Source organism: Pseudomonas sp. TWP3-2 (genome assembly GCF_049897765.1).
In the GTDB taxonomy this organism is placed as follows: domain Bacteria; phylum Pseudomonadota; class Gammaproteobacteria; order Pseudomonadales; family Pseudomonadaceae; genus Aquipseudomonas.
In genome coordinates this window covers 376201-397588 of the sequence record NZ_JAFCWW010000001.1, presented here as the reverse complement: position 1 = coordinate 397588, position 21388 = coordinate 376201, and the positions used below count along the sequence as shown (strand labels likewise).

24 protein-coding genes are annotated in these 21388 nt (G+C 61.9%); 22 read left to right on the top strand and 2 right to left on the bottom strand.

The window, feature by feature from the left end; genetic code table 11:
* Window positions 1-320: 320 nt before the first annotated feature.
* From ACP7EE_RS01835 to ACP7EE_RS01735, 21 genes are all read left to right on the top strand, one after another.
* Entirely contained in the window at window positions 321-1046 is a 726-nt protein-coding gene (locus tag ACP7EE_RS01835) for a beta-ketoacyl synthase chain length factor (RefSeq protein WP_420646930.1), read from the top strand.
* Window positions 1022-1831, top strand: coding sequence for a lysophospholipid acyltransferase family protein (locus ACP7EE_RS01830; RefSeq protein WP_426201705.1), 810 nt, complete (start codon window positions 1022-1024; stop codon window positions 1829-1831). The genes ACP7EE_RS01835 and ACP7EE_RS01830 overlap by 25 nt, the downstream gene beginning before the upstream one ends.
* Window positions 1812-2072: a phosphopantetheine-binding protein gene (locus tag ACP7EE_RS01825; protein WP_426201707.1), complete on the top strand. Its 261-nt coding sequence runs from the start codon at window positions 1812-1814 to the stop codon at window positions 2070-2072. Before ACP7EE_RS01830 ends, ACP7EE_RS01825 begins: the two co-directional genes overlap by 20 nt.
* A gap of 9 nt (window positions 2073-2081) precedes the next feature.
* Window positions 2082-2336 (top strand): acyl carrier protein, encoded by a 255-nt coding sequence (locus ACP7EE_RS01820; protein ID WP_426201708.1) that lies wholly within the window; start codon window positions 2082-2084, stop codon window positions 2334-2336.
* Entirely contained in the window at window positions 2333-2878 is a 546-nt protein-coding gene (locus tag ACP7EE_RS01815; RefSeq protein WP_420646926.1) for a hypothetical protein, read from the top strand. The genes ACP7EE_RS01820 and ACP7EE_RS01815 overlap by 4 nt, the downstream gene beginning before the upstream one ends.
* Entirely contained in the window at window positions 2875-4554 is a 1680-nt protein-coding gene (locus ACP7EE_RS01810) for an AMP-binding protein (protein ID WP_426233109.1), read from the top strand. The genes ACP7EE_RS01815 and ACP7EE_RS01810 overlap by 4 nt, the downstream gene beginning before the upstream one ends.
* A gap of 128 nt (window positions 4555-4682) precedes the next feature.
* A complete protein-coding gene (locus ACP7EE_RS01805) occupies window positions 4683-5417 on the top strand; it encodes a glycosyltransferase family 2 protein (protein WP_426233107.1) in 735 nt (244 codons plus the stop codon).
* Entirely contained in the window at window positions 5414-6361 is a 948-nt protein-coding gene (locus ACP7EE_RS01800; RefSeq protein ID WP_426233105.1) for a glycosyl transferase, read from the top strand. The genes ACP7EE_RS01805 and ACP7EE_RS01800 overlap by 4 nt, the downstream gene beginning before the upstream one ends.
* Window positions 6342-7886: an HAL/PAL/TAL family ammonia-lyase gene (locus tag ACP7EE_RS01795; protein WP_426233103.1), complete on the top strand. Its 1545-nt coding sequence runs from the start codon at window positions 6342-6344 to the stop codon at window positions 7884-7886. Before ACP7EE_RS01800 ends, ACP7EE_RS01795 begins: the two co-directional genes overlap by 20 nt.
* Window positions 7879-8304 carry an acyl-CoA thioesterase gene (locus tag ACP7EE_RS01790; protein ID WP_426233101.1) on the top strand — a complete coding sequence of 142 codons (426 nt, stop codon included), beginning with the start codon at window positions 7879-7881 and terminating at the stop codon, window positions 8302-8304. The genes ACP7EE_RS01795 and ACP7EE_RS01790 overlap by 8 nt, the downstream gene beginning before the upstream one ends.
* Window positions 8301-8903 (top strand): outer membrane lipoprotein carrier protein LolA, encoded by a 603-nt coding sequence (locus ACP7EE_RS01785; protein ID WP_426233099.1) that lies wholly within the window; start codon window positions 8301-8303, stop codon window positions 8901-8903. The genes ACP7EE_RS01790 and ACP7EE_RS01785 overlap by 4 nt, the downstream gene beginning before the upstream one ends.
* Window positions 8887-11208, top strand: coding sequence for an MMPL family transporter (locus tag ACP7EE_RS01780; protein ID WP_426233097.1), 2322 nt, complete (start codon window positions 8887-8889; stop codon window positions 11206-11208). The genes ACP7EE_RS01785 and ACP7EE_RS01780 overlap by 17 nt, the downstream gene beginning before the upstream one ends.
* Complete coding sequence (locus tag ACP7EE_RS01775) at window positions 11205-12368, top strand: sodium:proton antiporter (RefSeq protein WP_426233095.1); 1164 nt, start codon at window positions 11205-11207, stop codon at window positions 12366-12368. The genes ACP7EE_RS01780 and ACP7EE_RS01775 overlap by 4 nt, the downstream gene beginning before the upstream one ends.
* On the top strand, window positions 12355-13602 hold the full coding sequence (locus ACP7EE_RS01770) for an NAD(P)/FAD-dependent oxidoreductase (RefSeq protein ID WP_426233093.1): 1248 nt from the start codon (window positions 12355-12357) through the stop codon (window positions 13600-13602). The genes ACP7EE_RS01775 and ACP7EE_RS01770 overlap by 14 nt, the downstream gene beginning before the upstream one ends.
* Window positions 13599-14324 (top strand): class I SAM-dependent methyltransferase, encoded by a 726-nt coding sequence (locus ACP7EE_RS01765; protein ID WP_426233091.1) that lies wholly within the window; start codon window positions 13599-13601, stop codon window positions 14322-14324. The genes ACP7EE_RS01770 and ACP7EE_RS01765 overlap by 4 nt, the downstream gene beginning before the upstream one ends.
* A gap of 161 nt (window positions 14325-14485) precedes the next feature.
* Window positions 14486-14938 carry a hypothetical protein gene (locus tag ACP7EE_RS01760; RefSeq protein WP_426233089.1) on the top strand — a complete coding sequence of 151 codons (453 nt, stop codon included), beginning with the start codon at window positions 14486-14488 and terminating at the stop codon, window positions 14936-14938.
* A complete protein-coding gene (locus ACP7EE_RS01755) occupies window positions 14935-16131 on the top strand; it encodes a beta-ketoacyl-[acyl-carrier-protein] synthase family protein (protein WP_426233087.1) in 1197 nt (398 codons plus the stop codon). Before ACP7EE_RS01760 ends, ACP7EE_RS01755 begins: the two co-directional genes overlap by 4 nt.
* On the top strand, window positions 16128-16592 hold the full coding sequence (locus ACP7EE_RS01750; RefSeq protein WP_426233085.1) for a hotdog family protein: 465 nt from the start codon (window positions 16128-16130) through the stop codon (window positions 16590-16592). The genes ACP7EE_RS01755 and ACP7EE_RS01750 overlap by 4 nt, the downstream gene beginning before the upstream one ends.
* Entirely contained in the window at window positions 16585-17313 is a 729-nt protein-coding gene (gene fabG / locus ACP7EE_RS01745) for a 3-oxoacyl-ACP reductase FabG (protein WP_426233083.1), read from the top strand. Before ACP7EE_RS01750 ends, fabG begins: the two co-directional genes overlap by 8 nt.
* Window positions 17313-18548, top strand: coding sequence for a beta-ketoacyl-ACP synthase (locus tag ACP7EE_RS01740; RefSeq protein ID WP_420646911.1), 1236 nt, complete (start codon window positions 17313-17315; stop codon window positions 18546-18548). The genes fabG and ACP7EE_RS01740 overlap by 1 nt, the downstream gene beginning before the upstream one ends.
* Window positions 18549-18568: 20 nt before the next feature.
* Window positions 18569-19015 carry an excinuclease gene (locus ACP7EE_RS01735; protein ID WP_420646910.1) on the top strand — a complete coding sequence of 149 codons (447 nt, stop codon included), beginning with the start codon at window positions 18569-18571 and terminating at the stop codon, window positions 19013-19015.
* A gap of 210 nt (window positions 19016-19225) precedes the next feature.
* On the opposite strand, the gene ACP7EE_RS01730 is transcribed toward ACP7EE_RS01735, so the two are convergent.
* The gene (locus ACP7EE_RS01730; RefSeq protein WP_426233080.1) at window positions 19226-19609 is read right to left on the bottom strand and encodes a type II toxin-antitoxin system PemK/MazF family toxin; all 384 of its coding nucleotides are present in this window, start codon (window positions 19607-19609) and stop codon (window positions 19226-19228) included.
* A gap of 211 nt (window positions 19610-19820) precedes the next feature.
* On the opposite strand from ACP7EE_RS01730, the gene ACP7EE_RS01725 reads away from it, so the two are divergent.
* Window positions 19821-20258: an excinuclease gene (locus ACP7EE_RS01725; RefSeq protein WP_426201736.1), complete on the top strand. Its 438-nt coding sequence runs from the start codon at window positions 19821-19823 to the stop codon at window positions 20256-20258.
* 129 nt (window positions 20259-20387) lie between these two features.
* Here ACP7EE_RS01725 and ACP7EE_RS01720 read toward each other — a convergent pair whose 3' ends face one another.
* Entirely contained in the window at window positions 20388-21284 is an 897-nt protein-coding gene (locus tag ACP7EE_RS01720) for a LysR substrate-binding domain-containing protein (RefSeq protein ID WP_426233078.1), read from the bottom strand.
* Window positions 21285-21388: the final 104 nt, after the last annotated feature.

Here is a 21388-nt window from a genome sequence, read left to right as displayed (position 1 = left end):
TAGTTGTGCCCGGCATGGCTTCGCTACCTTCAACGACACGGACTACAGAGTCAGGCGCAAATATCCCCATGCCTGCGGTGCCAAAACCGCCGTTGATCGCCGAACTGACCGACAGACAAACCTTCAGCGATCCGGATAATGGCCAAGTGACAGTTTTTCCCACGAACCACTCAGTACATTTCATTGGCCAAAATGTAACCAGCATTTGCTACACACCCGTCGCACCGGGATAATGCGCCACCCGGCGCCACGCGCCAGATCAAGTCAGCTGCGCCATGGGCGACTCAGCGCGTCAATTTAAGCCCGCAGGGGCGGGATGAATGTCCGTGATCAACTTCAACATCGCCCAATGGCGCGCCTGGGCCCCCGGGCTCGACAGCGTGGACGCGTGGCAAGCCTGGAGTCGACAGCCGGTCGTGCTGCAGAGCAGTGATGCCGCGCCCGATGTGTCGTTCCTCCCGGCCATGCAGCGCCGTCGCCTCAGCCGTCTGGCGCGCATGGCTTTCAGCGTCGGCTGGCCACTGGCCGACGGTCGGAAAGACCTGCCACTGGTGTTCATCTCCCGGCACGGCGAAACCCCACGCACTTACGAAATCCTCAGCGATCTGGCCAACGAACAACCACTGTCGCCGACCCAGTTCAGCCTGTCGGTGCACAACGCGATCATTGGTCTGTGGTCGATCATGCGCGGCGAAACCAGCGAAATGACCGCCCTCGCCGCGGCTGGCGACGGCCTGGAACACGGCATGCTCGAAGCCGCCGCGCTGCTCAACGAAGGCGCTCCGGCGGTGTTGCTGGTGATCACCGAGGAACAACCGCCCGCAGCTTATTCGGCGTGGATCGACGACGTGCCGTTCCCCTACGCTCTCGGCCTGTTGCTGACCCCCGGTACCGACTGGCGGCTGACCCTGAACAGCACCCCTGAAGCACTGTCCAAAGCGCACTGGCCCCACGCGCTGAATCTGCTGCCAACCCTGCTCGGCCAGCAAACCCACTGCCAACATGCCTGGAAAAATCGCGTATGGAACTGGCAACGCAACCCGTGACCGGGAAAACCCGCGACGCCTACTACTGGCGCCTGCTGGCCACTGCCGCAAGCTTCGTGCTGTTCGGGCTCGGCGGTCTGTGCCTGCGCGTGCTGGTGTTTCCGCTGCTCGGCTGCCTGCCCGGCGATGCGCGCAAACATCGCGAGCGGGCACGCTGGACGGTCAGTCGGCTGTTCTGGTTTTTCGTACGGTTCATGGCGCGTACCGGCGTGCTGACTTATGACATTCAAGGTGCCGAGCGTCTGGGTCGTCCGGGACAGATGATCATCGCCAACCATCCATCGCTGATCGACGTGGTGTTCCTGATCGGTCTGGTACGCCACGCCAATTGCGTGGTGAAGAAAAGCCTGTGGGAGAATCCCTTCACCCGTGGCCCGCTGCGCAGCACCGAATACATCAGCAACGACGGCAGCATGGACATGCTCGATAGCGCCGCACAGGCGTTGCAAAACGGCCAGACCCTGATCATTTTCCCCGAGGGCACGCGCACCCAGCCGGGGCAGGCGCCGGCCTTTCATCGGGGCGCTGCGGCCATTGCCCTGCGTGGTGCGAGAATCCTCACCCCGGTAGTGATCAAGGTCAGCCCGACCACTTTGACCAAGGCCGAACCGTGGTATCGCATCCCGCATCGCCGCGTGCACTTCAGTTTTCAGGTCGGGGCCGATATAGACCCACAGACCTTTGCCGCGCAAGGCCCTGCACCGCAGGCCTCGCGCAAGCTCAACGATTATTTGCATCAATTCTTTATCAAGGAGCTCGCCGAAGATGAGCGATCTGCACCGTGACATCAAACTGCTGATCATCGACGCCCTCGGCCTCGAAGACATCAGCGTCGCCGACATCGGCGACGACCAGACATTGTTCGGCGAAGGGCTTGGCCTGGATTCGGTCGATGCATTGGAACTGGGCCTGGCGATTCAGAAAAAGTACGGCATCAAGATCGACGCCGACGCCAAGGACACCCGCAACCATTTCTCCAACGTGGCGAGCCTTGCGGCATTCGTCACGGCAAAACAGGCAGCTTGAGACCGGACCATGCAAACTCGTGACGATATTTTCAACACCCTGCGCGATGCCTTGGTCGAGCTGTTCGAACTGGATCCGGCCCGTGTGAGCCTGGAATCCAACCTGTATCAGGATCTGGAAATCGACAGCATCGATGCGGTCGACCTGATCGACCACATCAAGCGCCAGACCGGCAAGAAAATCGCCGCCGAGGAATTCAAATCGGTGCGCACCGTCGGCGATGTGGTCGAGGCGGTCTACCGTCTGGTTCATCCGGCCGCATGAGTCGACTGATCGGCCTCGGCCTGCTATTGGCCGGGCTGCTGTACCCATTTGCGGTGTATTTCGGCATGGAGCACTTCGCGCCGTGGCAGTTCGGGTTGCTGCTCGGCAGTCTGTGGCTGGCCCGCGCGCTGACCGGCGAGCGCAAACCCGGCAGTCTGTGGATGGCCGTTGTAGCAATCGTGTTCTGCGTACTGCTGGCGCTGTTCGACAACCCGCTGTTGCTGCGTTGGTACCCGGTGCTGATCAGCGCTTTCATGTTGGCGCTGTTCAGCCTGAGCCTGAAATACGGCCCGCCGATGGTCGAGCGCATGGCGCGTCTGCGTGAACCGCAGTTGCCAGCTATCGCAGTGCGCTACTGCCGCAAGGTCACCGTGGCCTGGAGCATTTTTTTCTTCTGCAACGGTTTGTGCGCCGCCCTGCTCACGCTATGGGCACCGCTGAACTGGTGGATGTTGTACACAGGCCTGATCTCCTACGGATTGATCGGCCTGATGTTTGCCATTGAATGGCTGATACGACAACGGGTAAGAGGTCACCCATGAACTGGATAAAACTTGAGCTGCTGTTGCTCAAGGCACTGCCGTCGCGCGCGGTAACCGACGCGCCGGTACTCGATCATGCACAACTGCGCGACCAGGCCCTGAGTCTGGCCGCTGGTCTGCAAGCTCAAGGCGTACAGCGTCTGGCACTGCATCTGGAAGATGCCGCCGATCTGGCCATCGCCTTGCTCGGAGCCTGGCGCGCGGGTGTCAGCGTGTTGCTGCCTTCCGACCTGCAAGCGCAAACGCGCCAGCGCTGGTCGGGTGAAGTCGATCTGTGGCTGACCGATCACGCCGGTGACGCGCATCTGAGCGATTTTCAGCAGCCGCCACTGGATGGTGCTGAGCTGGATCTCGACCACTGCCAACTCAGCCTGTGCACCTCCGGCTCCAGCGGCGAGCCCAAGCGCATCGACAAGACCCTGCGTCAGCTCGCCAACGAAGTCGAAGCCCTCGAACACCTTTGGGGCGCCGACCTTGGCGGGGCCTGCATCATCGGCAGCGTCGCCACTCAACATATCTACGGTTTGCTGTTCCGCGTGCTGTGGCCGCTGTGCGCCGGGCGCCCGTTCGTGCGCAAACAACTGGCATTCCCCGAAGACCTGCAACGCGCCAGCCGCGAATACCCGGCCTACGCCTGGGTCGCCAGCCCGGCGTTGCTCAAGCGCATGGGCGACAATCTCGACTGGCCAGCCTTGCGCAGTGTGCGTCGGGTGTTTTCCTCCGGTGGCGCGCTGCCGGCGGATGCCGCGCAAAGTCTGCATCAGCGTCTGGGTCAATGGCCGACGGAAATCCTCGGCAGCTCGGAAACCGGCGGAATCGCCTGGCGTCAGGGCGAACAACTCTGGCAGCCCTTCGCCAACGTCAAGCTCACCCAAGACGCCGACGGCGCGCTGCTGATTGCCTCACCGTATCTGCCTGCCGGGCACATCGAACACACCGCCGATGCTGCACGCATTGCGCACGATGGTCGTTTCGAACTGCTCGGGCGCCTCGACCGGATCGTCAAACTCGAAGAAAAACGCATCTCTTTGCCGATGCTTGAACAAGCCTTGGTCGCCCACGACTGGGTCGCCGAAGCGCGACTCGGCGTGGTCCAGGAAAACCGCGCATCCCTCGGGGCGTTGCTGGTGCTCAGCGAGTCCGGCCTGTTTGCCCTGCGCGAGCACGGCCGCCGCAGCCTGACCGAAGCCCTGCGCCGCCACTTGAGTCAGCACTGCGAAGCTCTGGCCCTGCCCCGCCGCTGGCGTTTGCTGCGCCAGATGCCGCTGAACACTCAGGGCAAACTGCCGCAGTCCGAGGTCGAGGCACTGTTGCTGGCGCCGCGACCTAAAGCGGCGCAAGTGCTTGAGCAAAGTGAAACTGATGGTGAATGGAACCTGCAACTCAGCGTTCCGCCAGATCTGGCGTACTTCAGCGGCCATTTCCCCAAAGCCCCGGTGCTGCCGGGCGTGGTGCAGGTCGAATGGGCGCTGAATCTTGGTCGACAGTTGCTCAACCTGTCCGGCGCGTTTGCCGGTATGGAAGTGCTGAAATTCCAGCAACTGATACGCCCCGGCGATGAAATCCAGTTGCATCTGCGGTTCGATCCGGCACGCGGCAAACTGTATTTCACCTATCGCAACGACACCGCTACCTGCTCCAGCGGCCGCATCTTGCTGGAGACGACTGATGAGTAACCTGTGGCGAGGGAGCTTGCTCCCGCTGGCTTGCGCAGCAGCCCCAAAGTCGTCCGGCGCGATATCCAGGGCGAGCGCTTCGCACTCGAGCGGGAGCAAGCTCCCTCGCCACAGGGGGGGTGTATTCCATGCATAACCCGTGCGCTGTTATTCCGGTCTACAACCACGAAAGCGCGATCACCACGGTGGTCGATGCGCTGCTCGCACAAGGTCTGCCGTGCATTCTGGTCGACGACGCCAGTACTCAATCGTGCGCGCGGGTGCTGGATAGCCTGGCCGAACGCGAGCAGGTTTATCTGGTGCGCCTCACGGTCAATCAAGGCAAGGGCGGCGCGGTGATGACTGGCCTGCGTGAAGCGGCGCGACTGGGTTTCAGCCATGTCTTGCAGGTGGATGCCGACGGTCAGCACGACTTGCAGGACGTCGCGCGTTTCGTTGACGAGTCCCGCACGCACCCCGCAGCGCTGATCTGCGGTTATCCGCTGTACGACGCCAGCGTGCCCAAGGGCCGTTTGTATGCACGCTATCTGACCCACGTAATGGTGTGGATCAATACCCTGTCGCTGCAGATCCGCGACTCGATGTGCGGCTTTCGCGTGTATCCGCTGCCGCCGACCCTGGCGGTGATTGACTCGGCGCGGATCGGCAAGCGCATGGATTTCGACTCCGACATTCTCGTACGTCTGGCGTGGCGCAATCAGCCGATGCGCTGGCTGCAAACCAGCGTGCATTACCCGCTGGATGGCGTGTCGCACTTCCGGATGTTCCACGACAACGTACTGATCTCGAGCATGCACACCCGCCTGTTCTTCGGCATGTTGCTGCGCTTGCCGCTGATCCTCTGGCGACGGTGGCGTCCATGAGCGTCGAGACTGATAAAAAGCACTGGGCCGACCGCGAAGAACGCGGCAGTTTCCTGCTGATGAAATTTACCGCGCTCGCCGCCAAACTCCTTGGCCGACGCCTGCTCAGTCCGTTGCTGTACGGCATCGTCCTGTACTTTTTCCTGTTCGGCCGCGCCGCGCGACGCAGCGCCTGGCAGTATCAGCAGCGCCTCGCCGACTTCAACGCGCGCAGTGATTTGCAGCCGAGCCATTGGCGGGTGTTTCGCCAGTTCATGGCGTTTGCCGATTCGATGCTCGACAAGCTTGACGTGTGGAACGGCAAACTGAAGATCGAGCAAATCGAAATCATTGATCCGGCGCTGCTGCGCACACAGTTGCGCGGCAGTCGCGGACAGCTGTTGGTCGGCGCGCATCTGGGCAATCTCGAAGTGTGCCGGGCGCTGGCGGAACTCGGTGAAAAAGTCACCATGAACGTGCTGGTGCACACCAAGCACGCCGAACAATTCAATCGCCTGCTGGGCGAGGCCGGGGCGACCAATCTGCGGCTGATTCAGGTCAGCGAACTCGATCCGGTAATCATGCTCCAGCTGCACGAACGCCTGGAGCGCGGCGAGTGGCTGGCGATTGCCGGCGACCGTGTGCCGCTGCACGGCGGCCGCAGTGTGACCGTGGATTTCCTCGGCCACCCGGCGCCGTTCCCGCAAGGGCCGTGGCTGCTGGCCGGCCTGCTCAAATGCCCGGTCAATCTGCTGATGTGCCTGAAGCAGCCGGACGGCCACTATCGCCTGACGCTCGAACCGTTCGCCGACGCCGTAGTGTGGAAGCGCAGCGACCGCGAGCAGGTCATTCATCAGTGGGCGACCCGCTATGCCGAGCGCCTGAGTCACTATTGCCTTGAAGCACCGCAGCAATGGTTCAACTTTTACCCTTTCTGGAAGACCGATGACCACGCCAAACCATGAGCCGGTAACCTTCGGCGAACGCCCTTTGCGCATCGAAGACGTGCTGGCCCTGGCCAACCGTCAGGCGCCCGTGCAGTTGCAGAACGACGCCGATTACCGTGAGCGCATTGCCAAAGGCGCGCGGTTCCTCGATTCGCTGCTGGACAAGGAAGGCGTGATTTACGGCGTGACCACCGGTTACGGCGATTCCTGCGTGGTTGCGGTGCCGCTGCACCACGTCGAAGCGCTGCCACGCCACCTCTACACCTTTCACGGCTGCGGGCTGGGCAAACTGCTCGACGCCCAGGCCACCCGCGCAGTGCTCGCGGCGCGTTTGCAGTCGCTGTGCCACGGCGTATCCGGGGTGCGAGTTGAGCTGCTGGAGCGACTGCATGCCTTTCTCGAACAGGACATCCTGCCGCTGATCCCGGAAGAAGGCTCGGTCGGCGCCAGCGGCGATCTGACGCCGCTGTCCTATGTCGCCGCGACTCTGTCTGGCGAGCGCGAAGTGCTGTTCCGTGGCGAGCGTCGGCAGTCTGCCGACGTGCACCGCGAACTCGGCTGGACACCGTTGGTACTGCGCCCGAAAGAAGCGCTGGCGCTGATGAACGGCACCGCAGTGATGACCGGCCTCGCCTGCCTGGCCTTCGCCCGCGCCGATTACCTGCTGCAACTGGCCACGCGCATCACCGCGCTCAACGTGGTGGCGCTGCAAGGCAATCCGGAGCATTTCGACGAGCGTCTGTTCGCCGCCAAACCGCATCCGGGGCAGATGCAAGTTGCCGCGTGGCTGCGCAAGGATCTGGCGATCGACGCCCCGACCGCGCCGCTGCACCGCTTGCAGGATCGCTACTCGCTACGCTGCGCGCCGCACGTGCTTGGTGTGTTGGCCGACAGCCTGAACTGGCTGCGCTCGTTCATCGAGATCGAACTCAATAGCGCCAACGACAACCCGATCATCGACGCCGAAGCCGAACGTGTGCTGCACGGCGGGCACTTCTACGGCGGACATATCGCGTTCGCCATGGACAGCCTGAAAAATCTGGTGGCCAACGTCGCCGACCTCCTCGACCGTCAGCTCGCACTGCTGGTGGACGAACGCTACAACCACGGTTTGCCAAGCAACCTGTCCGGCGCCAGCGCCGAGCGCGCAATGCTCAACCACGGCTTCAAAGCGGTGCAGATCGGCACCAGCGCCTGGACCGCCGAAGCGTTGAAAAACACCATGCCCGCCAGCGTGTTCTCGCGCTCCACCGAATGCCACAACCAGGACAAGGTGAGCATGGGCACCATCGCCGCCCGTGATGCGATCCGCGTGCTGGAGCTGACCGAACAGGTCGCCGCCGCCACCTTGCTCGCAGCCAATCAAGGTGTGTGGCTACGCAGCCGCGATGCTGACGCGCGGCCGCTGCCACCGTCACTCGCCGCCATGCACCAAGAGCTGGCCAAAGACTTCCCGCCAGTCATTGAAGACCGTGCGCTGGAAGGCGAACTGCGCCTGTGCCTGCAACGCATCGCCGAGCAACACTGGAGGCTGCATGCGTAGCGCCGGGGTACTGCACGCCGACACGGAAATCCTCGTGCCGTTTTTCGACGTCGACACCATGCATGTGGTCTGGCACGGCCACTACGTCAAATACCTCGAAGTAGCGCGTTGCGCGCTGCTCGACAAGATCGGCCACAACTACACGCAGATGGTCGATTCCGGTTATGCGTGGCCGGTGATCGACCTGCAACTGCGCTACGTGCGCGGCGCGGTGTTTGGCCAGAAGCTCAACGTGCGCGCCAGTCTGGTGGAGTGGGAAAACCGGCTGAAGATCAATTATCTGATCACCGACGCGCAAAGCGGCGAACGCCTGACCCGCGCCAGCTCGGTGCAAGTGGCGGTCGAAATGAGCAGCCGCGAGATGCAGCTGGCTTCACCCAGAATATTTACCGATGCCGTGGAAAGGATGCTGCGATGAACCTGTTTTTGAAGTCCCTTGGGGCGGTGGCGCTGTTGGCGGTCTCGACGCTGGCTAATGCCTTTGACCTGCAACAGCTCAGCGCGCAACTGGCGAAACCGGACGTGATCCACGGCCAGTTCATACAGGAAAAACACCTGCGCGCCCTGCCCCAGCCGCTGCTCAGCAAGGGCAGTTTCGTGCTGGCAAAAAACCACGGCCTGCTGTGGTTGTTGAAAACCCCGCTGCAACAGGACTACCGCATCAGCGCCAAAGGCATCGCCCGCCGCGACGCCAACGGCTGGCAACTGCTGCCGAACAAGAGCGCCGGTGCCGAGCAGAACCGTTTGTTCCTCGCCGTACTGCAGGGCGACAGCAGCGGCCTGCAACGGGATTTCGAACTGGCGCTGAGCGGCGACGCGCAGAAGTGGCACCTGACCCTGACTCCGCGTTCGCTGCTGCTCAAGCAAGTGTTCAACCAGATCAACATCGACGGCGGCGAACTGGTACAAACCATCGAGCTGCTGGAAACCCAGGGCGACAGCACGGTGTTGCGCATGCACGACAGCAGCGCCAGCCAACCTCTGAGCGACGCGGAGCAACATGACTTTGCCGAGTGAACGCAGGCTGCCCTGGCTGTTTTTGATCCTGCTGCTGGCAGTCGTCGCGCTGGGCGCCTGGCAGTGGCGTGACGGCGCGCCGCTGTCAGCGAACCTGATGGAGCTGGTGCCCGGCACCCACCCGGACGCCCTTGAACTGCGCGCCGAACAGCGCATGCAGGAACCGCTCAACCGCGAAATGCTGGTGCTGGTCGGGCATGCCGATCGCCAGCAAGCGGTGGCGATGGCTCAGACCCTTGGCGAACAATGGCAGTCGAGCGGGCTGTTCGAGAAAGTGCAGTGGAACCTGCAAGCCGATCTGCCGGCCCTGCGCACGCAACTACTGCAAGGCCGGCTGGCAATGCTTTCGGCCGATGATCGACAACTGCTGAGTGAACATCCCGACGCCTTCATCCAGCAACGGGTGCATGCGCTGTTCGACCCGTTCACGGGTTTCAGTCTGGTGCCGAGTCAGGACGACTGGCTGGGCCTGACCGGACGCATCCAGAACAGCCAGCCGCAACACGGTGCGGTGCAACTGGACATCGGCAGCGGCGCGTTGATCGCCGACGCCGACGGCAAGAGCTGGGTGCTGCTGCGCGCACGCACCACCGGCAATGCCTTCGACATGAACCTGCCGCTGCAAGTCGCCGCGCTGCTGCAACAGAGCCGTGAAGACGCCGCCAAGGCTGACGTGCAACTGCTCGCCGCCAGTGGGCTGCTGTACGCGGCCAACGGTCAGCAGCAAGCCACCCGGGAAATGACCTGGGTCGGTGGCGGCGCCACTATCGGCATTCTGTTGCTGCTGTTGCTCGCGTTCCGCCGCTGGCGGGTGTTGCTGGCATTCGTGCCGGTGCTGGTGGGCATGCTGTTCGGCATGGTCGCCTGCGTGGCTTTGTTCGGGCATATGCACGTGATGACGCTGGTGCTCGGTTCAAGCCTGATCGGCGTGGCGGTGGATTATCCGCTGCACTATCTGTCGAAGAGCTGGAGCCTCAAGCCGTGGCGCAGTTGGCCGGCGTTGCGCCTGACTTTGTCCGGGCTGACGTTGAGCCTGATCACCAGCGCCATCGGTTATCTGGCGCTGGCCTGGACGCCGTTCCCGGCGCTGACGCAGATCGCGGTGTTCTCCGCCGCCGGGTTGCTCGGTGCGTATCTGTCGGCGGTGTGCCTGTTGCCGGCGCTGCTGAACAACGTCGAACTGCGCCCGGCGCAATGGCCGCTGACCTTCGCCGAACGCTTGATCCAACTGCGCGAAACCCTGCTCCAACACGTCAAGACTCCGGTGTTGCTGGCATTGCTGATCGCGTTCTGCATCGGCGGTTTGCTGCAACTGCAAAGCAAGAACGATATCCGCCAATGGGTCGGAGCGCCGCAACAGCTGACCGATGAAGCGCAGTCCATTGCGCGGATCACCGGTTATCAGCCGACCAGCCAGTTCTTCCTAGTGCGTGCGGCCAATCAACAAGAGTTGCTGGAACGCCAGGCGGCGCTGAGCGAACGCCTCGATCAACTGGTCAACCTCGACAAGCTGCAAGGTTATCTGGCGCTCAATCAACTAGTGAGTCCGCCGAGTCAACAGCAACAGGTGCGCGATTCGCTGAACAAATTGCCGCAGTTCTGGCAGCCGCTGCTCGACCTCGGCGTGCCGCTCGCGGCGCTGCAAACCGAGTTGCAGCAGTTGCAGAACCTGCCGCTGGAAGACATCGACGCCGCACTGGCCGGCCCACTCGGCGAACCGTACCGAACCCTGTGGCTCGGCCCGACCGACGATGGCGTGGCGGCCATGGTCAGCCTGCAAGGCCTGAACAATCCGGCGCTGCTGCGGGTGCAGGCGTTGGACTTGCCCGGCGTGATGCTGGTGGATCGCCTCGGTGATCTGAACAAGGTCTTCGCCGAAACCCAGATCAGCGCCGCCGAACTGAAACTCGCCTCCTGCGTGCTGATCGTGCTGGTGCTGATGCTGCCGTTCGGCCTTGGTGGCGCGGCACGCATTGTCGCCCTGCCGTTGCTGGCAGCGTTATGCAGTCTGGCCAGCCTCGGTTGGCTCGGGCAGCCGCTGACCCTGTTCAGCCTGTTCGGCATGTTGCTGGTGACCGCGATCAGCGTCGACTACGCGATCCTCATGCGTGAGCAGGTCGGCGGTGCGGCGGTCAGCCTGCTCGGGACCCTGCTTGCAGCGGTCACGACGTGGCTGTCGTTCGGGCTGTTGGCAGTGTCGAGCACGCCTGCGGTAAGCAACTTCGGCCTGTCAGTGAGCCTCGGCCTGGCGTTCAGCTTCATGCTTGCGCCTTGGGCCGGGCGCCATGCGGAGCCGGCAACATGATGGTTGTCGTGTTCTGGCTGCTGGCCATGGCGTTGTTCTTCGTCGCGACTCGCGTCGGTCGGCACTTCGGGCTGATCCCGATTGTCAGCCAATTGCTGCTGGCGAGTTTCGGTTTGCCGCTGCTGATGTACTTCTGGATCGAACCGGGCTGGCAACTCAGCGGCGCCGAATTGATCAGCCCGACGTGGCTGAAAAATCTCTACAGCCTGAGCTTCGCGCTACTGCTCGGGCACATCCTCAGCGACGTGATCGACCTCGATCTGGATCGTCAGAGCGTGAAAATCGCCATCCCGAGTTTCGCCGTGCCGTTCGCCTGCGGGCTGGCCACGGCGTACTGGCTGCTGCCGGCGCAACCGTGGATCAATTCGTTGGCGATTGGTCTGGTGTTCGCCATTACCGCGATTCCAGTGCTCTATCTGTACTTGCGTCACATCGACTACCCGCCCGCTGCCACCCGGCGCCTGGTGCAGACTGCAATCCTGATTGATCTGACCTGCTGGACGCTGTTCGGTCTGGCTCAGGGCAGTCTGCATTTGAGCAGTTTGCTGCTACCGCTGGCGATGGCCTGCGTGCCGCTGATTCTGTATGCGCTGCGCGTGCGTCAGCCGCTGGTTTACAGCATCGGTTTCTTCGCGCTGCTGGTGGTCGCCGAACACTTCAAGCTCAACGCGCTGATTTTCGGCATCGGTTATCTGCTGTGTATGGCCGCGCTGAAAGTGCCGCTGGTGCTGCCGCTGCCGGCGCGCTGGATGAACCGTTTGCAGACGTGGATCGCGATCCCGCTGATCCTGACCTTCGGCATCGTGCAGATCGACGTGCACAGCGCCCTCGCCAGCCTCGGCGCCGGGCAATGGGCGGCGCTGTTGCTGCTGCCGATTGCTGGCAAAGTACTCGGCAACTGGCTTGGCCTCGGCTGGGCCGGTGCCTCATTCGAAGGCGCCAGCCGCTGGCGCGAAAGCGTGCTGCTGAACATTCGTGGCCTGAGCGAAATCGTTTTTCTCAATCTTTTGTTGCAGCAGCAACTGATCAGTCCGGCGCTGTACTTCGCGCTGATGCTGATGGGTCTGATCGCAACGCTGCTGCCGGCCGTGATCGGCCTGCATCGTGCCCCCCTGAATATCAGCGCCGTTACGGCCAGGAGCTCTCGTGTCAACCGTTGAAATGGAATCCCGTCAGGTTGTGATCATCGGCGCCGGCCCGTCCGGCGCCATCGCGGCCGCGCTGCTCAAACGCAGGGGCCACGATGTGCTGGTGATCGAGCGCCAGCACTTCCCAAGGTTTTCCATCGGCGAAAGCCTGCTCAGCCATTGCCTGGATTTCGTCGAAGAAGCCGGCATGCTTGAGGCAGTGAACGCCGCCGGTTTCCAGCGCAAGAACGGTGCGGCATTTGCCTGGGGTGAGCGCTACAGCGCGTTCGATTTCGGCGACACTTTCAGCGACGGCAAGCCGACAACCTTTCAGGTGCAGCGCGCCGACTTCGACAAGTTGCTCGCCGATCAGGCTGAGTTGCAGGGCGTGGAAATCCGCTACGGCGAGACCATCGTCAGCGTCGATTTCCAACGGCCGAAACCGCAATTGAATGTGCAGCGCGAGGACGGCAGCGAATACCTGGTCGAAGCCGATTTCGTACTGGATGCCAGCGGCTACGGTCGCGTGCTGTCGCGCTTGCTCGATCTGGAAGCGCCGTCGGACTTCCCGGTGCGCCAGGCGGTGTTCACCCACGTCGAAGATCATATCGATCCGGCGATTTTCGACCGCGAAAAAATCCTCATCACCACGCATCCCGAGCATCGCGACATCTGGTTCTGGTCGATCCCGTTCAGCAATGGCCGCTGCTCGATTGGTGTAGTCGCCGCCGCAGAACATTTCAATGGACGCGATCAAGATCTGGACGCCTGCCTGCGCGGTTTTATCGCAGAAACCCCAAGTCTGGCCAAGGTCCTGGAAAACGCCGTATGGGACACCCCGGCGCGTACGCTTGGCGGTTATGCGGCCAACGTCAAAACCCTGCACGGCCCGGGTTTTGCGCTGCTGGGCAACGCGGCGGAATTTCTTGATCCGGTGTTCTCTTCCGGCGTGACCATCGCGATGCGCTCGGCGAGCATGGCCGCCAGCGTTTTGAATCGTCAGCTGCAAGGTGAAACCGTCGACTGGCACAGCGAGTTCGCCGCCCCGCTGAAACGCGGCGTCGATACCTTCCGCTGCTACGTCGAAGGCTGGTACGCCGGGACGTTTCAGGACGTGATCTTCCATGAGCAAGCTGCGCCGGAAATCCGCCGCATGATCTGCTCGATTCTCGCCGGTTACGCCTGGGACGAACGCAACCCGTACGTCAGCGAAGCGCGCCGTCGACTGAAGACCATCTCCGAACTCTGTGCAAAGGACTACACATGAGCTACTTGAGCGACAGCTACGTCGAGGAAACCCGCTTCGGCTTGTGGTTCCTGCGCAGCCACACCTGGCAGCACCACGTTTTGCGTGTCGCGATTGATGATTTGCGTGGTTTGTTCAGCGAGGCGCCGCCGGCCAATCCGGTGCTGCTGGATGCGGGTTGCGGTCAGGGCAAGTCGTTCGGCCACCTGCGCCAGACTTTCGCCCCGCAGCATTTGATCGGTGTGGATGCCGATCCGCACAGCCTGCAAATGAGTGGTGAAGAAGCCGCGCGTTTGAGTATGCATGTCGAGCTGATCGGCAGCGATTGCGCGACCCTGAATGTGGCGGACGCCAGTGTTGATCTGCTGTTCTGTCACCAGACTTTCCATCATCTGGTGGAGCAGGAAAAAGCCCTCGCCGAGTTTTACCGGGTGCTCAAACCGGGCGGTTATCTGCTGTTCGCCGAGTCCACCGAGGCCTACATTGATACGTGGGTGATTCGCTGGCTGTTCCGTCATCCGATGCACGTGCAGAAAAGTGCGGCGCAGTATCTGGGGATGATTCGCCAGCAGGGATTCGAGTTCTCCGAGCAGAACGTCTCGTACCCGTATCTGTGGTGGAGCCGTTCGAAGGATTTCGGCTTGCTGGAACGTTTCGGGTTGCGCAAGCCGAAGCCGTTTGGGCAGCGGGAAGAGACGTTGGTTAACGTCGTGGCGCGCAAGCCGCTTGCGGGTGGTATCTGATGTACTGCAGTCGATCTATGCACACTGAACCCTGTGGGAGCTGGCTTGCCAGCGATTGCGGTGGGTCAGTTGAATTCAATGTTGGGTGTGCCGACGCTATCGCTGGCAAGCCAGCTCCCACAGTTTTGGCGGTGTGGCGGCTGTTTGTGCTTGGCGTTGTAATGTTGCTCAGTGCTTGCGCCAGTCAGGCGCCGTTGCCGGCGGGCAATCCGGATCTGCCGTTGCCGCTGCAACTGCACATCGAGCGCACGCTGGCCGAGCAGCGTCAGGACTGGCTGCTGGTGATCCAGCGCGAAGGCCTGGGCATCCGCTGGTCGATGATGGACCCGTTGGGCATTCCTCAGGCGCGTCAGCAACTGATCGACGGACACTGGCAGGCCGACGGTCTGTTGCCGCCAAATCCGGAAGCCCGAGAGCTGTTCGCTGCGCTGCTGTTCGCCCTGACCCCATCCGGTGAGCTGACGCGCAACTATCCCGCAGCACAACAACAGGCCGGGCAACGCTCCCTGCCAGCGCGCTGGGATATCCGTTATTCACAACCGTTGAGCTTCGAATTGAATCTGCCCCAAGGCCCGCACTATCGCGTGTCGCCACTCGGTGAATCGACGCCATGACCGCTTACCTGAATGCCCTCGGCGTGATCTGCGCCCTCGGTCGCGACAAGCAAAACGTGGCGCAGAAACTGTTTGCCGGCGATTGCTCAGGCATGCGCCTCGAATCCGGCTGGGTGCCGGAGCGCGAGTTGCCGGTGGCCGCCGTGCATGGCGACCTCGCTCCGATTCCGCCAGAGCTGTCGGCCCAGCGCAGCCGCAACAATCAGCTGTTGCTGGAAGCGGCGTTGCAGATCCGCGACGACATCGACCAGGTGATCCACACCTACGGCCGCGAGCGCATCGGCGTTGTGCTCGGCACCAGCACGTCGGGCATCGACGAGGCCAGCCGTGGCCTGGCGCATTACATTCGCGACCAGCAGTTCCCGGCCGACTACGACTACCGGCAGCAGGAACTCGGCGCCCCGGCAAATTTCCTCGCCGACTGGCTGCAACTGAGCGGCCCGGCGTACGTGATTTCCACCGCTTGCACCTCCAGCGCGCGCGCCTTGATGAGCGCCCAGCGCCTGCTCGATCTGGGCTTGTGCGACGCGGTGTTGTGCGGCGGCGTCGACAGTCTGTGCAAGCTGACGCTGAACGGTTTCTCGGCGCTGGAAGCAGTATCCGAGCAACGCTGCAATCCATTTTCGGCCAATCGCAACGGCATCAACATCGGCGAAGCGGCGGTGTTGTTCGTGATGAGCAGACAGCGCGGCGACGGCCCGGCCATCGCCCTGCTCGGTGCTGGCGCCAGCTCCGATGCGCACCATATTTCCGCGCCGGAACCGAGTGGCCGTGGCGCTCAACAAGCGATGCAAAAAGCCCTGAGCCGCGCGCAGTTGCAAGCAGAGCAAATCAACTACCTGAACCTGCACGGCACCGCCACCCAACACAACGACTCGATGGAAAGCCTCGCCGTCGCCGCGCTGTTCCCGGCCGGCGTAGCCTGTTCGTCAACCAAACCGCTGACCGGCCACACCCTCGGCGCCGCCGGTGCGCTGGAAGCGGCGTTCTGCTGGTTGAGCCTGAGCGCCGACAATCCCGATCACGCCTTGCCGCCGCACGTCTGGGACGTACAACCCGATGCCGCGCTGCCGGCGCTGAAGTGGGTGACTGCAAGCGAACGCCTGTCGTCCATTGCACCCCGCTACCTGATGAGCAATTCGTTCGCTTTCGGTGGCAATAACGTCAGCCTGATTATCGGAGACGCCCCATGACCGACTGGCCGCTCGCAGAACTGCTGCCGCACGCCGGCGACATGATTCTGATCGACGAAATCCTCAGCTTCGACGATGAGCAGATCCACACCCGTCTCACGGTCAAATCCGACGGCCTGTTCAACCTGCCCGACGGCAGCTTGCCGGCATGGGTCGGCGTCGAGTTGATGGCGCAAAGCGTCGCCGCGTTTGCCGGTTGTCATGCGCGACGCAAAGGCAATGCGGTGGAGCTGGGCTTTCTGCTCGGCACGCGCAAATTTGAATGCAATGTCGCGGCGTTTCCCGCTGGCAGTGAGCTGACCATCCACGGCATGCGCTCGCTGGAAGACGACAACGGCATGGGCGTTTTCGAATGCCACATCAACGCGCCCGGCATCGCGGCCAGCGCCCGGCTCAATGTGTTCCGCCCGCCACACGCGGCGAATTATCTAGAACAGAAAAAGGAGTCGAACGATGACTGAATCAATCCTGGTCACCGGCTCCAGCCGTGGCATCGGCCGCGCCATCGCCCTGCGTCTGGCGCAGGCCGGGCATGACATCGTCGTGCATTGCCGCAGCGGCGTGGCCGAGGCGCAAGCGGTGCAGGCGGAAATTCAAGCGCTGGGCCGCAACGCCCGCGTGCTGCAATTCGACGTCGCCGACCGCGAAACCTGCAAAGCCATTCTCGAGGCCGATGTCGAAACTCACGGTGCCTATTACGGCGTGGTACTCAACGCTGGCCTGACCCGCGACGGCGCGTTTCCGGCGCTGAGCGACGATGACTGGGACGTGGTGCTACGCACCAATCTCGACGGTTTCTACAACGTCCTGCACCCGGTGATGATGCCGATGATTCGCCGTCGCGCCGCCGGGCGCATCGTCTGCATCACCTCGGTGTCGGGGCTGATCGGCAACCGTGGCCAGGTCAACTACAGCGCGTCCAAGGCCGGCGTAATCGGAGCGGCGAAGGCATTGGCGATTGAGCTGGCCAAGCGCAAAATCACCGTCAACTGCGTCGCGCCGGGTCTGATCGATACAGCGATGCTCGACGAAAACGTGCCGGTCGAAGAACTGATGAAAATGATCCCCGCACAACGCATGGGCACGCCTGAAGAGGTGGCCGGTGCGGTGAATTTCCTGATGTCGGCGGAAGCCTCGTACATCACCCGCCAAGTACTGGCGGTCAACGGAGGCCTGTGTTGATGAAGCGCGTCGTCGTCACCGGCATGGCCGGCATCACCTCTCTGGGCAGCGATTGGGAGACCATCGCCGGCAACTTCGCGGCCAACCGCAGCGGCATTCGCCGGATGGACGAATGGGATCGGTTTACTGAACTCAACACACGTCTGGCCGGGCCGATCGATGATTTCGTGGTGCCGTCGCACTGGACTCGCAAGCAACTGCGCAGCATGGGTCGTGTCTCGCGTCTGGCGGTCGGCGCCGCCGAACAGGCACTCGCCGACGCGGGCCTGCTCGGTGACCCGGCGATCAAGGACGGACGCATGGGCGTGGCCTGCGGCTCGTCCACCGGCAGCACCGACGAGATCAAAGCGTTCGGCAACATGCTGCTCAATTCGGTAGCCGAGGGTCTCAACGCCAACTCCTACGTACGGATGATGCCGCACACCACAGCAGCGAACATCAGCATCTTCTTCGGCCTCACCGGTCGGTTGATCCCGACCTCCAGCGCCTGCACCAGCGGCAGCCAGGGCATCGGCTATGCCTACGAGGCGATCAAGTTCGGCCGCTTGCCGCTGATGCTTGCCGGCGGTGCAGAAGAACTGTGCCCGACCGAAGCCATGGTTTTCGATGCGCTGTACGCCACGAGCCTGAAAAACGATGCGCCACAAACCAGTCCGCGTCCGTATGACAAGGATCGCGACGGCCTGGTGATCGGTGAAGGTGGCGGCATGCTCGTGCTTGAAGAGCTGGAACACGCCCTCGCACGCGGCGCGCACATCCACGCTGAACTGGTCGGTTTCGGCAGCAACGCCGACGGCCAGCACACCACCCGTCCGGAACAGACCACCATGCGCCGCGCAATGGAACTGGCGCTGGAAGACGCCGGCCTGACGCCGGATGCCATCGGTTATGTGAACGGTCACGGCACCGCGACAGAACAGGGCGACATTGCCGAAACACTGGCCACCAGCAGTCTGTTTGGCGAACGCATGCCGATCAGCTCGCAGAAGAGTTTCCTCGGCCACACCCTGGGTGCCTGTGGTGCGCTGGAGTCGTGGTTCAGCATTGAAATGCTCAACCGCGACCTGTACGTGCACACCTTCAATCTCGACGAGGTCGATCCGCACTGCGGCAAGCTCGACTACCTGCGCGGCGAGTTCCGTCAGATGACCAATGAATACGTGATGAACAACAATTTTGCGTTTGGCGGGGTCAACACCTCGTTGATCTTCCGCCGCTGGCCGCAACCGAATTAATCCGGGTCAAGGAGACCTTCATGCACTTCAAGAAACTCGCTACCGCCGCCACCCTGCTGATCTGCGCCCTGCCGGCCGTCAGCCAGGCCCGTGACACCGCGGTCTACCTGCCGCTGGACAAAGCCGTCGCCGAAGCCACCCGCAGCGGCAAAATCGATGGCAGCGTGAAGTTCTACCTGGCCGGCAACACCCCGGCCGGTAAAGTCACCGTCCTCAGCCCGGGCGCCGTGACCAACAAGAAAACCAACGCCTTCAACAAGTCCGATCAAGTCGCCTGCGAATGGGTCGCCCAATCGGCAATCATCAGCCTGCACCAGGCCGCCAAAAGCGCCGGCGCCAACGCCGTGACCAACATCGTCAGCTTCTACAAGAGCAACGAGCGCAAGGATGCGAAGAACTATGAATGCCATGCAGGGGCAATCATGGCCGGTGTTGCGTTGAAGGGTGATCTGGCGCAGGTTCAGTAAGCGTCAGAAACGACAAAGGGCGCCTTTCGGCGCCCTTTCACAAACAGGTTGGCTTGTCATGGCCGGTCACCTGTCTGGCTCTGCGATGGCTGGTTGCCCAGGATCCTCAGAGTCTCACAAGCCCCTTTCGGGAACGCCTGCAGTATTGCCCAAAAACGAGTCGGGGGGCAACGGATAGCATTTGGCTTCGATGCGCCACTTCCTCTGCCATCACAGCCCCAGCGCCCGTCTGACTGCGGTTTTTATGGCGTAAAACTCATCTGTTGCAAGATGTGAGATCAAGTAGATGCGTTTGCCTTCACGATCCCGGCTTTTGATTCGATCAAGCCTCGAAAGGCTGACAGTCGCAATCATGTCGCACTTTGCCCAACACGTTGGACTCGCGCCCTGCAGATGACTTGCGAGCTCAAGATGATGGTCGAGCAAGCATTCTGGAGCAGTGGTACTCAGAGGCACGACCGTCACCAACATGCTGTTCGTTCGGTGCTTGCGTATCACGACTACAGGTCTGACTTTGACCATCTCAGGAACTTCATAACCCCTGAAATCGCAAATCAAAACGCTGCCCTCCTTGGGCTGATATCTAAGTGGCATCCGTGGCACTCGTTTGAGAAAAAACTGATCTTGCGTGACCGCAACAATATCCTCTACGACAGTTACGTTACTCCAAATGTACGACGTCTAACTGTGCGTTCTCTCGCACCATCTACACTCGCTCAAGCAGGCCATCGCGCAGCGCCTGCCGGAACTGCGAACGAGATGGGTCGAGCATTCGCGGTTCTCTTTCACCATCAAGGAGATGACCATGCAAGTGAAAGCACTGATCGCCGCCGTCCTGTTCAGCGTGCTACCCAGCGCCAGCCATGCGACCAATCTGATGTACATGCCATTTGAAACGGTGGTATCGGATGCCCTGCGCGCCGGGCGGCTGGATGGCAGTGTGAAGTTTTATCTGGCGGGGAACGGGCCGCAGGGGACTCAGCGCTTGATGCAGCGCGGGGTGGTCAGTGATCTGAAGACCAACGGCTTCAACAAAAGCGATCACGCTTCGTGCGAGTGGGTGTTGCAGTCGAATCTGATCAAGTTGCAGGCGGATGCGAAGCGTGTCGGGGCGAATGCGGTGACCAATATCGTCAGTTATTACGACCAGCGGGTGCGCAAGGATTTGAATACGTACGAGTGTCGGGCGGGGATCTTTGTGACGCGGGTGGCGTTGAAAGGGGATTTGGTGCGGTTGCCCTGAAATATGTAGTGATTGAGCGGACGTCATCGCTGGCAAGCCAGCTCCCACAGGGTTTCGGATGTACACAAAAAATGTGAACAACAGCGAAAACTGTGGGAGCTGGCTTGCCAGCGATTGACGGCGAAGCCGTCAGTTTTGTTCGACCTTGCGCGTGAGGAGGTCGACAAACGCCTTGGCCATCGGTGATTTCTGATCCTTGCGCTGCACCAGCCACACTGCCGAGATCGCTTCGGGGTCAAGCAGCGGCCGATAGACCACGCCGTCGATGCGCATCCGCTGATAAGACGCCGGCAGCACCGAGACGCCCAACCCCGCTGCCACCAGGCCAATGATGGTCATCGCTTCGCCGGCCTCCTGCGCAAAGTGCGGGCTGAACCCGGCATCACGCGCCAGGCTTAACAGTTGCGCGTACAAACCGCTGCCGTAACTGCGTGGGAAAAATACGAAAGGTTCGAGGGCCAATGCCGAGAGAAATAGTCCTTCTTCACTGCCGGTGGCCAACGGATGTTTGGAGCTCAGCACGGCGACCAAAGGCTCGCGCATCAATTCGACCACGCTCAGCGAATCCGGCAAACTCAGCGGCCGCATGATGCCCACTTCGATTGATTCATCCACCAGCGCTTCGGCGACCTGGGTGCTGCTCATTTCCCGCAGGTTCAGGTGCACTGCCGGAAAGCGCTGGCGGAACGAGAAAATCGCCTGAGGAATGGTCGAGTTGAACGGTGCCGAAGAGGTGAAGCCGATTTTCAGTTCGCCGATTTCACCTAACTGCGCGCGTCGCGCCACATCCGCCGCTTTGTCGACCTGCGCAAGCACCAACCGCGCCTCTTGCAGGAACAATCTCCCGGCCTCGCTCAGCTCGACCCGACGATTGGTACGTTCGAACAGCCGCGCGCCGACCTCTTGTTCCAGCGCCTGAATCTGCTGGCTCAGCGGTGGTTGGGAGATGCCCAGCACCTGAGCGGCGCGGCCGAAGTGCAGTTCTTCGGCGACGGCGATGAAGTAGCGCAGATGACGTAATTCCATGCAAATCCCATTAGGTCGTTAAAGCTATCAAACAGGTCGAACAATATATTGGATAGAAACATTAGCCAGCTATATGATTTTTTCATTGCCTGACCGGCCGCGCC

Excerpts from the sequence above, each read along its gene's own strand:
- fabG (WP_426233083.1), top strand. The coding sequence starts at position 16,585 with ATGACTGAATCAATCCTGGTCACCGGCTCCAGCCGTGGCATCGGCCGC.
- ACP7EE_RS01810 (WP_426233109.1), top strand. The coding sequence starts at position 2,875 with ATGAACTGGATAAAACTTGAGCTGCTGTTGCTCAAGGCACTGCCGTCG.
- ACP7EE_RS01740 (WP_420646911.1), top strand. The coding sequence starts at position 17,313 with ATGAAGCGCGTCGTCGTCACCGGCATGGCCGGCATCACCTCTCTGGGC.
- ACP7EE_RS01735 (WP_420646910.1), top strand. The coding sequence starts at position 18,569 with ATGCACTTCAAGAAACTCGCTACCGCCGCCACCCTGCTGATCTGCGCC.
- ACP7EE_RS01830 (WP_426201705.1), top strand. The coding sequence starts at position 1,022 with ATGGAACTGGCAACGCAACCCGTGACCGGGAAAACCCGCGACGCCTAC.
- ACP7EE_RS01760 (WP_426233089.1), top strand. The coding sequence starts at position 14,486 with ATGTTGCTCAGTGCTTGCGCCAGTCAGGCGCCGTTGCCGGCGGGCAAT.
- ACP7EE_RS01765 (WP_426233091.1), top strand. The coding sequence starts at position 13,599 with ATGAGCTACTTGAGCGACAGCTACGTCGAGGAAACCCGCTTCGGCTTG.
- ACP7EE_RS01755 (WP_426233087.1), top strand. The coding sequence starts at position 14,935 with ATGACCGCTTACCTGAATGCCCTCGGCGTGATCTGCGCCCTCGGTCGC.
- ACP7EE_RS01775 (WP_426233095.1), top strand. The coding sequence starts at position 11,205 with ATGATGGTTGTCGTGTTCTGGCTGCTGGCCATGGCGTTGTTCTTCGTC.
- ACP7EE_RS01805 (WP_426233107.1), top strand. The coding sequence starts at position 4,683 with ATGCATAACCCGTGCGCTGTTATTCCGGTCTACAACCACGAAAGCGCG.
- ACP7EE_RS01720 (WP_426233078.1), bottom strand. The coding sequence starts at position 21,284 with ATGGAATTACGTCATCTGCGCTACTTCATCGCCGTCGCCGAAGAACTG.
- ACP7EE_RS01800 (WP_426233105.1), top strand. The coding sequence starts at position 5,414 with ATGAGCGTCGAGACTGATAAAAAGCACTGGGCCGACCGCGAAGAACGC.
- ACP7EE_RS01780 (WP_426233097.1), top strand. The coding sequence starts at position 8,887 with ATGACTTTGCCGAGTGAACGCAGGCTGCCCTGGCTGTTTTTGATCCTG.
- ACP7EE_RS01750 (WP_426233085.1), top strand. The coding sequence starts at position 16,128 with ATGACCGACTGGCCGCTCGCAGAACTGCTGCCGCACGCCGGCGACATG.
- ACP7EE_RS01835 (WP_420646930.1), top strand. The coding sequence starts at position 321 with ATGTCCGTGATCAACTTCAACATCGCCCAATGGCGCGCCTGGGCCCCC.
- ACP7EE_RS01815 (WP_420646926.1), top strand. The coding sequence starts at position 2,333 with ATGAGTCGACTGATCGGCCTCGGCCTGCTATTGGCCGGGCTGCTGTAC.
- ACP7EE_RS01785 (WP_426233099.1), top strand. The coding sequence starts at position 8,301 with ATGAACCTGTTTTTGAAGTCCCTTGGGGCGGTGGCGCTGTTGGCGGTC.
- ACP7EE_RS01790 (WP_426233101.1), top strand. The coding sequence starts at position 7,879 with ATGCGTAGCGCCGGGGTACTGCACGCCGACACGGAAATCCTCGTGCCG.
- ACP7EE_RS01730 (WP_426233080.1), bottom strand. The coding sequence starts at position 19,609 with ATGCCACTTAGATATCAGCCCAAGGAGGGCAGCGTTTTGATTTGCGAT.
- ACP7EE_RS01820 (WP_426201708.1), top strand. The coding sequence starts at position 2,082 with ATGCAAACTCGTGACGATATTTTCAACACCCTGCGCGATGCCTTGGTC.
- ACP7EE_RS01795 (WP_426233103.1), top strand. The coding sequence starts at position 6,342 with ATGACCACGCCAAACCATGAGCCGGTAACCTTCGGCGAACGCCCTTTG.
- ACP7EE_RS01725 (WP_426201736.1), top strand. The coding sequence starts at position 19,821 with ATGCAAGTGAAAGCACTGATCGCCGCCGTCCTGTTCAGCGTGCTACCC.
- ACP7EE_RS01825 (WP_426201707.1), top strand. The coding sequence starts at position 1,812 with ATGAGCGATCTGCACCGTGACATCAAACTGCTGATCATCGACGCCCTC.